12 protein-coding genes are annotated in these 14,208 nt (G+C 75.3%); 10 read left to right on the plus strand and 2 right to left on the minus strand.

Annotated features, from left to right (window positions below; translation table 11 throughout):
• Nucleotides 1-24 precede the first annotated feature (24 nt).
• From ACIPKM_RS08875 to ACIPKM_RS08895, 5 genes are all read left to right on the plus strand, one after another.
• Complete coding sequence (locus tag ACIPKM_RS08875; RefSeq protein WP_402736581.1) at nucleotides 25-1,026, plus strand: glycosyltransferase; 1,002 nt, start codon at nucleotides 25-27, stop codon at nucleotides 1,024-1,026.
• Nucleotides 1,023-2,387, plus strand: coding sequence for a glycosyltransferase (locus tag ACIPKM_RS08880; protein WP_402736582.1), 1,365 nt, complete (start codon nucleotides 1,023-1,025; stop codon nucleotides 2,385-2,387). The genes ACIPKM_RS08875 and ACIPKM_RS08880 overlap by 4 nt, the downstream gene beginning before the upstream one ends.
• Nucleotides 2,384-3,007 carry an SIS domain-containing protein gene (locus ACIPKM_RS08885; protein WP_261646710.1) on the plus strand — a complete coding sequence of 208 codons (624 nt, stop codon included), beginning with the start codon at nucleotides 2,384-2,386 and terminating at the stop codon, nucleotides 3,005-3,007. The genes ACIPKM_RS08880 and ACIPKM_RS08885 overlap by 4 nt, the downstream gene beginning before the upstream one ends.
• 65 nt (nucleotides 3,008-3,072) lie before the next feature.
• Entirely contained in the window at nucleotides 3,073-4,506 is a 1,434-nt protein-coding gene (locus ACIPKM_RS08890; protein WP_402736583.1) for a PfkB family carbohydrate kinase, read from the plus strand.
• Nucleotides 4,507-4,545: 39 nt separating this feature from the next.
• Entirely contained in the window at nucleotides 4,546-5,250 is a 705-nt protein-coding gene (locus ACIPKM_RS08895; RefSeq protein ID WP_071294656.1) for an SDR family oxidoreductase, read from the plus strand.
• Between the two features lie 54 nt (nucleotides 5,251-5,304).
• On the opposite strand, the gene ACIPKM_RS08900 is transcribed toward ACIPKM_RS08895, so the two are convergent.
• On the minus strand, nucleotides 5,305-6,411 hold the full coding sequence (locus ACIPKM_RS08900) for a glycosyltransferase family 9 protein (RefSeq protein ID WP_402736584.1): 1,107 nt from the start codon (nucleotides 6,409-6,411) through the stop codon (nucleotides 5,305-5,307).
• A 134-nt stretch (nucleotides 6,412-6,545) separates the two neighbouring features.
• Here ACIPKM_RS08900 and ACIPKM_RS08905 point away from each other — a divergent pair, with 134 nt between their 5' ends.
• From ACIPKM_RS08905 to ACIPKM_RS08925, 5 genes are all read left to right on the plus strand, one after another.
• A complete protein-coding gene (locus ACIPKM_RS08905; RefSeq protein WP_402736585.1) occupies nucleotides 6,546-7,946 on the plus strand; it encodes an aldehyde dehydrogenase family protein in 1,401 nt (466 codons plus the stop codon).
• Nucleotides 7,943-9,451 (plus strand): D-glycero-beta-D-manno-heptose 1-phosphate adenylyltransferase, encoded by a 1,509-nt coding sequence (rfaE2, locus tag ACIPKM_RS08910; RefSeq protein WP_402736586.1) that lies wholly within the window; start codon nucleotides 7,943-7,945, stop codon nucleotides 9,449-9,451. The genes ACIPKM_RS08905 and rfaE2 overlap by 4 nt, the downstream gene beginning before the upstream one ends.
• Nucleotides 9,452-9,571: 120 nt before the next feature.
• Nucleotides 9,572-10,279 (plus strand): DedA family protein, encoded by a 708-nt coding sequence (locus ACIPKM_RS08915; RefSeq protein WP_402736587.1) that lies wholly within the window; start codon nucleotides 9,572-9,574, stop codon nucleotides 10,277-10,279.
• Nucleotides 10,276-11,586, plus strand: coding sequence for a sensor histidine kinase (locus ACIPKM_RS08920; RefSeq protein ID WP_402736588.1), 1,311 nt, complete (start codon nucleotides 10,276-10,278; stop codon nucleotides 11,584-11,586). Before ACIPKM_RS08915 ends, ACIPKM_RS08920 begins: the two co-directional genes overlap by 4 nt.
• Nucleotides 11,583-12,245 (plus strand): response regulator transcription factor, encoded by a 663-nt coding sequence (locus ACIPKM_RS08925; RefSeq protein WP_071294651.1) that lies wholly within the window; start codon nucleotides 11,583-11,585, stop codon nucleotides 12,243-12,245. The genes ACIPKM_RS08920 and ACIPKM_RS08925 overlap by 4 nt, the downstream gene beginning before the upstream one ends.
• Nucleotides 12,246-12,286: 41 nt before the next feature.
• On the opposite strand, the gene phoA is transcribed toward ACIPKM_RS08925, so the two are convergent.
• Entirely contained in the window at nucleotides 12,287-13,978 is a 1,692-nt protein-coding gene (gene phoA, locus ACIPKM_RS08930; RefSeq protein WP_402736589.1) for an alkaline phosphatase, read from the minus strand.
• Nucleotides 13,979-14,208 lie beyond the last annotated feature (230 nt).

The raw sequence follows: 14,208 nt of genomic DNA on the forward strand, positions 1-14,208 counted from the left end.
CTCATCCCGACCGGAAGGCCCCGCATGCGGATCCTCGTGTGGCACGTGCACGGCGGCTGGATGGACGCCTTCGTCCGCGGCCAGCACGAGTACCTCGTCCCGACCACGCCCGCCCGGGACGCCTGGGGGCTCGGCCGTGCCGACCGCGCCTGGCCGGCCTCCGTCGTCGAGATCGACCCGGCCGACGTCGCCGACGCCGAGGTCGACGTCGTGGTGCTGCAGCGGCCCGAGGAACTCGACGAGGCGCGCCGGCTGCTCGGCGGGCGCGAGGTCCCGATGGTGTTCGTCGAGCACAACGCACCCCGTGTGGACGTGCCGAACAGCCGCCACCCGCTGCGGGACCGCGACGACGTCACCATCGCCCACGTCACGCACTGGAACGCGCTCATGTGGGACTGCGGCTCGACGCGGACCACGGTCGTCGAGCACGGCGTCGTCGACCCCGGGCCCCGGTACACCGGCACGCTCGACCGACTCGGCGTCGTCATCAACGAACCCGTGCGCCGCGGCCGCGTCGTCGGGACCGACCTGCTCCCCCGCTTCGCCGCGGTCGCACCCGTCGACGTCTGGGGCATGGGCACCGAGCGCCTGCCCGAACTCGGCTTCGGCGACCGTGTGGTCGCCCGCGGCGACGTGCCCGCCGACCCGATGCACGCGGCCCTCGCCGAGCGCCGGGCGTACGTGCACCCGAACCGGTGGACGTCACTCGGCCTGTCGCTCATCGAGGCGATGCACCTGGCGATGCCGGTCCTGGTCCTGGCGACGACGGACGCGGCCCGCACGGTCCCGGCCGAGGCGGGCGCGATCGCGACGGACGTCGAGGAGCTGGTCCGCGCCTCCAGGACCCTGCTCGAGGACCCGGACGAAGCGCGCCGACGGGGTGCCGTCGCCCGCGAGGCCGCGCTCGCGCGGCACGCACTCGGCCGCTTCACCGCGGACTGGGACGACCTGCTCGACGACGCCGTGACGCGCGCCGTGACGCGGAACCGCACGGCCTCCGCCGCGCTGGAAGGGAGTGCGCGATGAGGATCGCGATGGTGTCCGAGCACGCGAGTCCGCTCGCGGTCCTCGGCGGGGTCGACGCCGGCGGGCAGAACGTGCACGTCGCCGAACTGTCGGGCGCGCTCGCGGACCGCGGGCACCAGGTGACGGTGTACACGCGACGCGACGACGCCGACCAGCCCGTGCGCGTCCTGCTCCGCCCCGGCGTCGAGGTCGTGCACGTCGATGCCGGGCCCGCGCGGGCGGTCCCGAAGGACGACCTCTTCCCGTACATGGGGACCTTCGCGTCGGTGCTCGCCGCGGAGTGGTTCGTCGACCGGCCCGACGTCGTGCACGCGCACTTCTGGATGTCCGGGCACGCGGCCCTCGAAGCCGTCGCCCAGGTCCAGGCGCGCACCGGCGGCGTCCGCATCCCGGTCGTCCAGACCTTCCACGCGCTCGGGGTCGTGAAGCGCCGACACCAGGGCGCTGCCGACACGAGCCCGGCCGAGCGCGAGTGGCTCGAGCCCGCGGTGGGCCGCAGCGCCGACCAGGTCGTGGCGACGTGCTCGGACGAGGCGTTCGAGCTGAAGGCGCTCGGTGTCCCGCTGCACCGCATCTCCGTGGTGCCCTGCGGCGTCGACGTGTCGCTGTTCCGACCCGAGGGCGCCGGTCTCCCCGTGGAGGAGCGCGGCCGTGCCGCCCGGATCCTCACGGCGTCGCGGCTCGTCCGGCGCAAGGGCGTCGGGACCACCATCGCCGCACTCGCCGCGCTCGTGCACGAGGGTCGCGACGTCGAACTCGTCGTCGTCGGCGGTGCCGGGGTCGCCGGCGCCGACCTCCCGGACGATCCGGAGTACCAGCGCCTCGACGCGCTCGCGCGGTCCCTCGGTGTCCGCGACCACGTCACCTTCCGTGGCCAGCTCGGACAGCACGACATGCCGGCGGTCTACCGCAGCGCGGACGTCGTCGTCTGCGCGCCCTGGTACGAGCCGTTCGGGATCGTCCCGCTCGAGGCGATGGCGTGCGGACGCCCGGTGGTCGCGTCGAGCGTCGGGGGGCTGATCGACACCGTCGTCGAGGACGCCACCGGGCTGCACGTGCCCCCGCGCGACGAGCACGCCGTCGCCGCGGCCGTCGGCGGTCTGCTCGACGACCCCGACCGACGGGCGCAGTACGGACGGGCCGGCCGCGAGCGTGCCGAGTCGCGCTACACGTGGCAGAAGGTCGCCGCGGACAGTGAGCGGGTCTACGAGCGGCTGCTCGCCGGCAGCCGGTCGGTCGCCGCCCCCGTCCCCGACGCCCTCGCCCCCGACGCCCTCGCCCCGATCGACACCGAGACCCGCGGTCCACGGGCCGGACGGACCGCCCGCTCCACCCAGTCCACCGAGAGGACGGCACGATGACCATCGACCAACGCACGGGGACCGTCGACGAGCGCACCAGCGCCAGTGCGCGGATCGTGCTCGACCACGTGGCGGCCTCGGTCCCCGTGGTCGCGTCGCTCGTCGACCACGGCGACCACATCGGTGCATGGGCGGACGACATCGCCGCGCGGCTCGTCGCCGGACGCCGGTTGCTCGCCGCGGGCAACGGCGGGTCGGCGGCCGAGGCGCAGCACCTCACGTCCGAGCTGACCGGTCGCTTCGACGGGGACCGCCCGGCGTACTCGGCGATCTCCCTGCACGCCGAGTCCTCCGCCGTGACGGCCATCGGGAACGACTACGGCTTCGACCAGGTCTTCGCCCGACAGGTCTCGGCGCACGCACGGGCCGGCGACGTCCTCGTCCTGCTGAGCACGAGCGGCCGGAGCCCGAACCTGCTCCGCGCCGCCGAGGCCGCCCGCGCCGTCGGGGCCCGGACGATCGCCATGACCGGGCCGCGGCCGAACCCGCTCGCCGAGGCGGTCGACGACGCGATCTGCATCGACGGGCCGTCTGCGAACGTGCAGGAGGCGCAGCTCGTCCTCGTGCACGCACTGTGCCGGGCGATGGAACCGGCGCTCCGCCGCGGGGCACGGCGATGACCGGGCCGCACGGGAACCCCACCGGGCCGCACGGGAACCCCACCGGGCGGCACGGGAACCCCACCGTGCCGCACGGGTCCGCGACCGCGCCGCGGCTCCGCATCGCCGTCGTCGGGGACACCCTGCTCGACGTCGACGTCTCCGGCACGAGCGAGCGCCTCAGCCCCGACGCGCCCGTGCCCGTCGTCGACGTCCGCACCGACGACCGCCGTGCCGGTGGCGCCGGCCTCGTAGCGACGATGCTCGCGCGCGACGGCCACGACGTGACCCTCGTCACCGTGCTCTCCGACGACTCCAGGGGACCGGAGATCCGCAGCCTGCTCCCGGACGTCACCGTCGTCGCGGGCCCGTCCGGAGCGCCCACGCCCGTGAAGACCCGCGTCCGCGTCGTCGACCACGCCCTCGTGCGGATCGACGAGGGGTGCGGCACCCCGCCCGTCCCGGACGTCACCGACGCGATGACCGCCGCCCTCGACGGGGTCGACGCCGTCGTCGTCGCCGACTACGGCCGCGGGGTCGCCGCTGCGCCGCGCATGCGGGAGGCCCTCGCCCGCGCGGCCCGGAGCACCCCGGTCGTCTGGGACCCGCACCCGAAGGGCGCCACCCCGGTCGCCGGGGTCGCGGTCGTGACGCCGAACTCCGCCGAGGCGCGCCGGTTCACCGCCGACGCCGTCGTGGCGCCCCACGCCGGCGCGGGCAGCGCCGGCAGCGCGGACGTCACCTTCGCCACCGCGGCAGCGGCCCACCTGGTCGCCACGTGGCGCGTCGATGCCGTCGCCGTGACGCTCGGCGACCGCGGCGCGCTCGTCGCGAGCAGCAGGGACGGCAACCGCTTCGTCCCGGCACCCTCCGTCACTGCAGGCGACCCCTGCGGTGCGGGCGACCGTCTCGCCGCCGGTGTGGCCGTCGCCCTCGCCTCGGGAGCCGACGTCGCCGAGGCCGTCACCGCCGGGGTGACCGCAGCGTCCGAGTACCTCGCCGCGGGCGGCGTCACGGCGCTCTTCGCCCAGGAGGGTCCGGCACCCGTGCCCGTCCCCGGCGCCGACCGCGACGCGATGCGCCTCGTGCACGACGTGCGCAACGCGGGCGGGACCGTGGTGGCCACGGGTGGCTGCTTCGACCTCCTGCACGCCGGGCACGCCCGCACGCTCTCGGCAGCCCGGGCGCTCGGGGACTGCCTGGTGGTCTGCCTGAACTCCGACGACTCGGTCCGGGCGCTCAAGGGCCCCGACCGGCCGATCATGGGCCAGGACGACCGCGTCGAGCTGCTCCTCGCGCTGGACTGCGTCGACGCCGTCGTGGTCTTCGACGAGCACACGCCCGACGAGGCCCTGCGCCGCTTCCGTCCGGACGTCTGGGCGAAGGGCGGCGACTACACCGCGGCCGAGCTCCCGGAGTCGCACACCCTCGCCGAGTGGGGCGGCCGCATCGTGACGGTCCCGTTCCACCCCGGCCGGTCGACCACGCGACTCGCGGCGGCCCTCGAACACGTCGGCTGAGCCGGCACGCCCCACCACCCCCACCACGGAAGGAAGTCCATGCCCGTCCCCACCACCCCCATCGGCCGCGTCCTCGTCACCGGCGGCGCCTCCGGCCTCGGGGCCGCGGTCGTCGCCGCGGTCACCGAGGCCGGCGGCACGCCGATCGTCCTCGACCTGCGGATCGATGCCGTCCCGGACGGCCTCGACGCCGTCGCGGTCGACGTCACCGACACCGAGGCGACCGAGCGAGCCGTCCGCGAGGCAGCGGAGCGGCACGGCGGCCTCGACGCCGTCGTGACCGCGGCGGGGATCGACAAGCCCGCACCGATCGGCGGCATCTCGTCCGGCGACTGGGAGCGGATCGTCGCCGTCAACCTGCTCGGCACGGCGGCCGTCGTCCGTGCGGCGCTGCCCGCGCTCGAGGCGTCGCACGGTCGGGTCGTCACGGTCTCCTCGTCGCTCGCCCTCCGCGGCGTCGGGGACGGAACCGCCTACTCGGCGTCGAAGTTCGGCGTCCGCGGGTTCTCGCAGGCCCTCGCCGCCGAAACCGGCGGCAGCGTCGGCGTCACGAACGTGATCCCGGCGGGCATGCGGACGAACTTCTTCGCCGACCGCACGGAGCAGTACAAGCCCGGGCCGGACGCGCAGCTCATCGAGCCGGAGTACGTCGCGAACGCGATCCTGTTCGCGCTCGCGCAGCCCGCGGGCTGCGAGATCCGCGAGCTGTCGATCATGCCGGCGACGGAGCCGAGCTGGCCGTAGACGCGACCGTCTGACGGACGGGAGGCGCGGTGCGGGCCCGCACCGCGCCTCCAGTCACGTGGTGCGGAGCAGGTCCGCGACGTCGTCGAGCACGGCCTGCGGCTCGACCTCGTCGACGTAGGACGGGTCGTGCGCGCAGCGCTCGGCCGTCCACCCGACCTGCGTCACGTCGACCCCGCACACCGGGCACCGCGTCACGTACGAGAGGTGGACGCGGTGCCGACCGCGGTCGAACGGACCGGCGTTCACCACGTTGCCGAACCAGAACACGCCCACCGTCGGGGTGCCCACGGCCACGGCGAGGTGCCGCGGGCCGGAGTCGTCGCCGACCATGACGTCCGCCGCCGCGAGGACCGCCGGGAGGTCGGTGAGCGGGAGCGCGCCGGTGCGGTCGTGCACGCGGTCCGCGGTGTCCGCGGGCAGCGCGGCCCGGATCGCTGCCGCAGCGGGCACGTCCGTGGCGTCACCGACGAGGACGACGTCGTCGCCGGCGGCGAGCCGAGCCCGGGCGACCGCGGCGAACCGGTCCGGACTCCAGCGGCGCCGCGGATCGGTGGCCCCCGGGTGGATCGCGACGAGCCGCCCGCTGCGGTCCGACGCGGTGCGGACGCCGAGCCGGTCGCGGACCGCCGCGCGCTCCTCGTCGGAGACGCGCACGCGGGGGTCGAGGGTCACGGGTGCGGCACCGGCGAGCGACACGACCTCGAGCGCCCGGAGGACCTCGTGCTGGTAGTAGACGTAGCGGACCCAGCGCTCCGTGACCTCGGCGTCCTCGGTGGCGGTGCCGACCGTGTGCCGGGCGCCGAGTCGGAGCAGGAACGGGTTCGAGTTCCGTCCGCCCCCGTGCAGCTGCACGGCGAGGTCGAAGCGCCCGGCGAGCCGCGACTCGAAGTCCGCGAGGGTCGGAGCACCGTCGCCGGAGTCCCGGACGCCCGGGACGACCGGCAGCTCCTCGAACACGTGCACGGCGTCGGTCCGGCCGCGCAGCACCGCCGGGGCGGTCGGCGTGCCGAGCAGGGTGATGCGCGCGTCGGGGTACGCCGCTGCCAGGGCCTCGAGCGCCGGCACCGCGAAGAGCAGGTCGCCGAGGCCCCCGCACCGGAGCACCCCGATCTCGCGGACGTCGTCGAACCGTTCTCCACCGTTGCCGATCAGTTGCACCCGTCCCGTCTACCGACCAGGGGCCGCCCGGACGTCCAGCAGCGGGCTCGGATGGACGAGAAACGCGATGCCGTGGGCGTGCCCAGCCTCCCGCGAGGACCGTCGGACCCCCGCCCGTCCCCCGGAAGGACACCATGACGATCGCTCCCCCCGCCACCGATGACATCGTGGTGGCCGACCCCGCCACCGGGACCCTCGCCTCGACGGTGCGCCGCGCCTCCGAGGACGAGGTCCGCACCGCCGTCGCCCGTGCCCGGGCCGCGGCCCCGATGTGGGCCCGGACCGCACCGGCGGAGCGGGGTGCCCTGCTGCACCGCGCTGCCGAGCACGTCCGCGCGCACGCCCAGGAGCTGGCCGAGCTGAACACCCGGGAGACCGGCAAGGTCCCCGGCGACGCGCTCGGCGGGGTCGAGGCCGGGGTCGGGACGCTCGTGCAGTACGCCGAGCTCGGACCCGTGCACCGCGGCGAGGCCCTGCGCGGTGCGTTCGGCGCTGCCGACTGGTCGGTGCCGCACCCCCGCGGCGTGGTGCTCGCGCTCACCCCGTGGAACGACCCGGTCGCCGTGGCGTGCGGGATCCTCGGCGCCGCGATCGTCACCGGCAACACGGTCGTGCACAAGGGCAGCGAGCGCTCCCCCGCGACGATCGCCCGGCTGAACGCCCTGCTCGCCGAGGTCCTGCCGGACGGCGTCCTCGTCGGGGTGGACGGCGACGGCGCGACGGGTGAACTGCTCCTCGCGCAGGACGGCATCGACGTGTACGCGCACGTGGGCTCCACCGCGACCGGAGACCGGCTCTCCGAGGCTGCAGTGCGGACCCGTGCCCACGTCGTCCGGGAGAACGGCGGGAACGACGCGGTCGTCGTGGACGCCGACGTCGACCCGGTGTGGGCCGCGGCCCAGGTCGCCCTCGGCGCCTTCGCGAACACCGGCCAGATCTGCACGAGCGTCGAGCGGGTCTACGTGCACCGCGCGGTCGCCGAGCCGTTCGTGACCGCACTCGTCGCCGAGGCCGAGCGGCGCACGTCGGCCCCGGCCGCGGAGTACGGGCCGCTCGTCGACGACCGGCTCCGGCGGACCGTGCAGTCGCACGTCGACGACGCGCTGCAGCGTGGGGCGTCGGCGCGCACCGGCGGGGCCACACCGGACGGCCCGGGCACCTTCTACCCCGCGACCGTGCTCACCGGCGTCACCGACGACATGCTCGTCATGACCGAGGAGACCTTCGGGCCGATCGCCCCCGTGCGCGTCGTCGAGGACTTCGACGAGGGCCTGCGGCTCGCGGCGGCCGACCGCTACGGCCTCGCGGCGACGGTGCTCACGAACGCCACCGGACACGCCCTGCGTGCGGCCGCGGAACTCCCCGTCGGCACGGTGAAGGTGAACGCCGTCTTCGGCGGTGCCCCGGGTGGCAGCGCGCAGCCCCGGGGTGCCTCCGGCGCCGGGTTCGGGTACGGCCCGCACCTGCTCGACGAGCTCACCACCACGACGGTCGTGCACCTCGAGGCGGCCCCGCCGGCCGGCGGTGCCCGGTGAGCGTCGACGTCCGGCTCGTCCGGGACCTCGTCGCCACGGTCGACGACCGCGAGCCGCTCGTGGTCGTCATCGGCGACTGCATCCTCGACCGCTGGACCGTCGGCGAGGCGGAACGGGTCTCGCGCGAGGCCCCGGCCCCGGTGGTCCGCGTGACGGAGACCGTGGCGGTCCCTGGTGGCGCGGCGAACACCGCGGTGAACGCCCGCGCACTCGGCGCCCGCGTCCGGATGGTCGGGCTGCTCGGTGACGACGAGGCCGGCGCCGTGCTCCGCGAACGCCTCGACGCCGCCGGGGTGGACACGTCCTGCATGGTCGTCGTCCCCGGCACCCGCACCACGACGAAGTCGCGGGTCGTCGGCGGCGACCGGGTCGTCGTCCGCGTCGACGAGATCGCCGCGGAGCCCACCGCCGAGCACGGCGTCCGGCTGGCCGAGGCCGTCGCCCGTGCGCTGCGGTGCGCCGACGCCGCGGTCGTCTGCGACTACGGCCTCGGGGTGGACCCGGTCGACGTCGTCCCCGTGCTCGACGCCGACCGGCCCACCGCGGTCGTCGTCGACGCGCACGACCTCACCCGCTGGGCGGCGCTCCGACCCGACCTCGTGACGCCCAACGCCGGCGAGGCGGCCGCGCTGCTCGGTGCGCCGCTCGGGACCGGCCCGGACCGGGCGTCCGCGGTCGTCGACGCCCGGCACGAGGTGCTCCGACGGACCGGCGCTCGTGCGGCGGTCGTGACGCTGGACCGCGACGGCACGGTCCTGGTGGAGCACGGTCTCGACGGTGGCTTCCGCACGCGGGCGGTCCCCGCCTCGGAGCAGCAGGCCTCCGGTGCCGGCGACACCTTCTGCGCCGCTGCCACGGTGGCGCTCGCCGTGCACGCCCCGCTCCGCGACGCCGTGTCGGTCGCCCAGGCGGCAGCCGACGTGGTCGTCCGCGAGGCCGGGACCTCGGTGTGCTCGGCCGCGGCGCTGCTGGAGTCGGTGACCGCGCCGGCCGCGACCGTCGTCGACCACGACGAGCTCGCCGCCGCGGTGGACGCCGCGCGGGAGGCCGGACGACGGATCGTGTTCACGAACGGCTGCTTCGACGTGGTCCACCGCGGGCACACGACCTACCTCCGGCAGGCCCGGGACCTGGGCGACCTGCTCGTCGTCGCACTGAACGACGACGACTCCGTCCGGCGCCTGAAGGGTCCGGAGCGGCCGATCAACCCGGCCGAGGACCGGGCCGGTGTCCTCGCCGCCCTCGCGTGCGTGGACCTGGTGACGGTCTTCGCCACCGACACCCCGATCCCGCTCATCGAACGGCTGCACCCCGAGGTCTACGTCAAGGGCGGCGACTACTCCCCCGAGATGCTGCGCGAGACCGCGGTGGTGCAGGGCTACGGCGGCGAGGTCGTCATGGTCGACTACGTGCCCGAGCACTCCACGACCGCCGTCGTCCGACGGATCCGCGAGGCGGCCGCAGCGACCGAGGCCGCGCGGACGGACCCCGAGGCCACACCGTGACCCGTCAGGGGGAAGTCATACCGCGGTAGGGGGTGGTCGAGACCCGCGCGGGATGGCAGCCGGTCGCACGCTCCGTAGCGTCGAACCCGTCGACGAGGTCCGTCGGCGGAGGGAGCCACCGTGTTCGACCAGATCACCCCGCTCGTCGTCGAGCTGGCGGCCAGCCCGCTCGTCTTCGTCGTCCTCTTCGCGCTCTGCCTGGTGGACGGCTTCTTCCCACCCGTGCCGAGCGAGGCCGCCCTCGTCGCGGTCGCCGCCATCGCCGCGACCTCCGGCCAGCCGGTCCTCGCCGGGGTCCTCGCGGCCGCCGCACTCGGCGCGGTCGCCGGGGACTCCGTCGCCTACTGGATCGGCCGTCGGATCGGACTCGGCCGCCTCGCGCGGTCCCGGCGTCCGAGGATCGCCGCGGCGTTCGCGTTCGCCGAGCGCCAGATGCGACGGCGGTCCGCGAGCCTCATCCTCGTCGGTCGGTACATCCCCGTCGGACGCGTCGCGGTGAACATGACCGCCGGTGCGACCCGGCTCCCCTACCGCCGGTTCCTCGCGATCAGCTCGGTCGCCGGGCTGGCGTGGTCGGCCACCTCGATCGGGATCGCCCTCGCGGCGTCGAGCGTGCTGCACGAGCCGCTCGTCGCAGCACTGGTCTCGATGGTGGTCGCCGCCGGACTGGGGATCGCCGTCGACCGGGTCATCGGTAGAGTCACCCGGAAGCGGGAGGCCCGAGCAACCGCCCGGGCGGACGACCGCGCGGACGCCCGGGCAGCGGTCCTCGACGCCGCCCGCCCCGCACCCCACCTCGCCCACTCCGGAGGGACCGCACGACCGTGACCGCCCACGTCCCACCCGTGACGCCGCGCCGACGCCGGCCGTGGTCGACGCGCCGGGAGTGGGCGACCTGGCCCGTCGTCGCCGCCCGGATCGTGCTCGTCGTCGTCGCCGCGACGCTCTTCGCGGTGGCCGCACCCGTGACGGTCGCCGTGTACGACGTGCCCGTCCCGCTCGCGTTGCTCGTGACCGCGGTGCTCTCCGTCTCGCTCGGGCTCGCTCCGGTGCTGCCGCGGACGTCCTCGGTGGTGCACCTGGCGGGGGTGGCGGCCCTCGGGCTCCTCACCGCCGGGTCGCCGGCCGGTCCGTGGCCGCTCCCGGTCACCGCGATCATCGGCGTCGGTGCGCTCCTCGTCGTGCTCGGCGTCCGGACGGACTGGCGACTCACCGCCGCCGTCTGGACCGCGGCGACGGTGCTCACGCTCGGCCTGGTCGCGGTGGTCCCCGGTCGGTGGGACCCGGCCGACGTCTGGGCCGCGACCTTCGTCGTCTCCGCCGGCAGCGACCTGCTCCTCGCCGGGACGGCCGTGGCGATCGGGCAGCGCCGGGCCGTCCGGGTCGAGCTCGCCGAGGCCCGCCGCGACGCCGAACTCGAGCAGGCCCGCCGCCGGTCGGTCGAGGAACGCTCCCGGATCGCCCGCGAACTCCACGACGTCGTGGCGCACAGCATGTCCGTCGTGCACATGCAGGCCGAGTCGGCGCCGTTCCGCGTGGCCGACCTCCCGCCGGCAGCACGTGCGGAGTTCGCGGCGATCGCCGAGACCTCGCGGACGGCGCTCCGCGAGATGCGGCAGCTGCTCGGCACACTGCGCGGCGACGGCTCGGCCGAACGGGCGCCGCAGCCCCGGCTCGCCGACCTCCCCGCGCTCGTGCAGGCCACGCGGGCCGCCGGGATCCCGGTCGAGCTCCACCTCGACGACGCCGCACCCGACGACGGGGACGACCGGCTGGCACAGCTGAGCGCGTACCGGGTCGTGCAGGAGGCCCTCGGGAACGTCGCGCGGCACGCTCCCGGTGCCGACACGACGGTGACGGTCGCCCGGCGCGGCGCTCTGCTGGCGGTCGAGGTGGCCAACGCCGCGCCACCCGCCGGCACCGTCCCCGCCGCTCCCCCGGACGACGGCGGGTTCGGGCTCGCCGGCATGCGGGAGCGCGTGTCGGCACTCGGCGGGACGATCGAGCACGGGCCGCTCCCGGACGGCGGGTTCCGGGTCGCCGTGACCCTGCCCGCCCAGCCGAGCACGGCCCAGTCCGCCCACCCGAGCACCGCCCGCCCGAACACGGCCCCGCCCGACCGAGGAACCCGATGACGCGTGTGATGGTGGTGGACGACCAGCAGATGTTCCGCATGGGGCTGCGGGCGATCCTCCAGGCCCAGGACGACGTCGAGGTCGTGGGCGAGGCGTCGGACGGCGCCGAAGCGGTCGTCGAGGCGCTGCGGCTGCGACCCGACGTCGTGCTCATGGACGTCCGGATGCCCGAGCTCGACGGGATCGAGGCGACCCGACGGATCACGGCCGCCCCGGCAACGCAGCCCGTGCGGGTCGTCATGCTCACGACGTTCGACATCGACGACTACGTGTTCGACGCCCTCCGTGCCGGGGCGAGCGGGTTCCTGCTCAAGGACGCCAGTGCCGACGAGCTCGTGCAGGCGGTCCGGACGGTCGCGGCGGGTGACTCGTTGCTGGCGCCGCGGGTGACCCGGCACCTCGTCGAGGCGTTCGTCGCGGGCCCGCTCCCGGCCGCACCCCGGACCGAGGTGCTCGAGGTGCTGACCGAACGGGAGCGCGACGTGTTCCTGCTGCTGGCACGGGGTCGGTCGAACGGGGAGATCGCGGCGGAGCTCTACATCGCCGAGCAGACGGTGAAGACGCACGTCGGCCGGATCCTGGCGAAGCTGCAGCTGCGGGACCGGGTGCACGCGGTGGTGCTGGCGTACGAGACCGGCCTGGTGACGCCGGCCCCCTGAGGGACCGGTGCCACCAGGCCGTCTCGACCGAGCCGAGGAGGCTAGCGGACCCGGACCTGCTTCGAGGCCTGCTTGCCGGACTGCACGCCGGTGAAGGTGATCGTCGACTTCCCCGACGTCGCCTTCCACGCCACCGTTGCCGTGCCGTCGATGACGTCCACCGTGCCGAGGTCGGTCGACCCGACGGCGACCCGCACCTGGCGGTCACCGGCGAACCGCGACCCGGTGAGCGTCACGCGCTGGTTCGGACGCGGTGCACCGACGGACAGGTCGATGCGGGCGCCGCGCGACAGTGCTGCGAGGTCGTCGTGCAGCCGGAGCCCGTCGCGGATGGTGGAGAACGTGTCCGACTGGTCCGACAGGCCGACGACGTTCGCGGCACCCGGGCCGTACGCCGCGATGCGGACCTGCGTGCCGGTGTGCTGCTGCGAGCTGCCCGCGGCGGAGGTGCCGTACGAGACCTTCATCGTGGTGCCGTCCGCGGTGCGGAGCGCCGTGGAGAGCGAGGTCGGCGGCGTGCTGTCGACGATCTGGCTCGAGTGGGCGTGGTCGGCCGTGGCGATGACGAGCGTGTTGCCGTCCTTCTTCGCGAAGGCGAGTGCGGACTGCACGGCCTCGTCGAAGTCGATCGTCTCGCCGATCTGGCCGCAGGCGTCGGCGGCGTGGTCCTGCTTGTCGATGCTCGCGCCCTCGACCTGCAGGAAGAAGCCCTTGCCGGTCTTCGCACGGTCACGGTTCAGCAGGTCGATCGACTTGTTCGTGAGGGACTGCAGCGACAGCCCGGTCGACAGGCGTGCCGGGTTCGGCGTGCACTGCACCGGTGCCTGGTCCGCCCCGCCGACGGTCGCCGTGGTGGGTGCGTACCGGGTCGGGAAGTTGCCCGGGGTGAAGAGCCCGAGGAGCGGCTTCGACTGGTCGGCACGACGGACGGCAGCGAGGCCGTCGGCGTCGGAGACCACCTGGTAGCCGCGCTGCTCAGCCTGGTCGAAGAGCGTCGAGCCCTGCCACTGCCCGGCCTTCGCGGTCTGCTGGAAGCTCGCCGAACCGCCGCCGAGGGTGAGGTCCGGGCGCGTGTTCAGCAGCTGCTCGCTGATCGACCCGAGCCCGCCGTTCTGCAGCGCGTCCGTGCCGCACGACGCCGTGTCCGGGCCGTAGCAGGAGCGGGCGCCGACGTGGGCGACCTGGACCGCCGGGGTGGCGTCCTGGATCTCGGCGGTGGACACGTCGCCGGTGCGGAGGCCGTTCGCCTTCGCGAGCTCGAGGAGCGTCTGCTGCTGCTTCCCGTCGATGTCGACCGAGATCGCGCCGTCGTACGTCTTCGTCCCGGTCGCCCAGGCGCTGCCGGAGGCCGCCGAGTCGGTGACGTAGTCGGGCTTGCCCTTGTCCGCACCGTCCTTGTACAGGGAGTACGTCGTGTACGAGCCGGTGAGTGGCAGCGCGTCGAGGCCCGGGAGTCGACCGGCCGCGCCGTACTGGTAGTTCCGTGCGATGGTGATCTCGGAGTCGCCCATCCCGTCGCCGATGAGCAGGATGACGTTCTTCGCGCCGGCCCGCTTGATCTCCTGCTGGATCGACCGGGTCTGGTCTCCCTGGTGGCGCTGTGCGCCGCCGTGCTGGTTCAGCGCGAGCTGCCCGACGGCCTCGGCCGCGCCCGGCAGGGCGACGGCGCCGGCGATGAGCGCGGCGCCGAGTGCGAGCGCCGCGCGGCGGCGGCGCTGCGGAGTGTGCTGCATTGGGTGTTCCCCTCGTCTGTGCCCCGAACGGGTGCCATCCGAGGATGGCTGTGCGTGGGTACAGGCGGGTGAACGGGCCCGGTCTGGTCGATGAACAGACGCGGTGACAGCGAGACGGGAGGCGCGGGGGCCGCGGGGCCCCCGCCGCCCCCCCGGGGGGGGGGGCGGGGGGGGGGGGGGGGGGGCCGCCCCCCCCCCCCCGGGCGAGGGGAGGGCCCCCGCGCTCTCGC

Source organism: Curtobacterium sp. NPDC086286 (genome assembly GCF_044746255.1).
Classification (GTDB): domain Bacteria; phylum Actinomycetota; class Actinomycetes; order Actinomycetales; family Microbacteriaceae; genus Curtobacterium.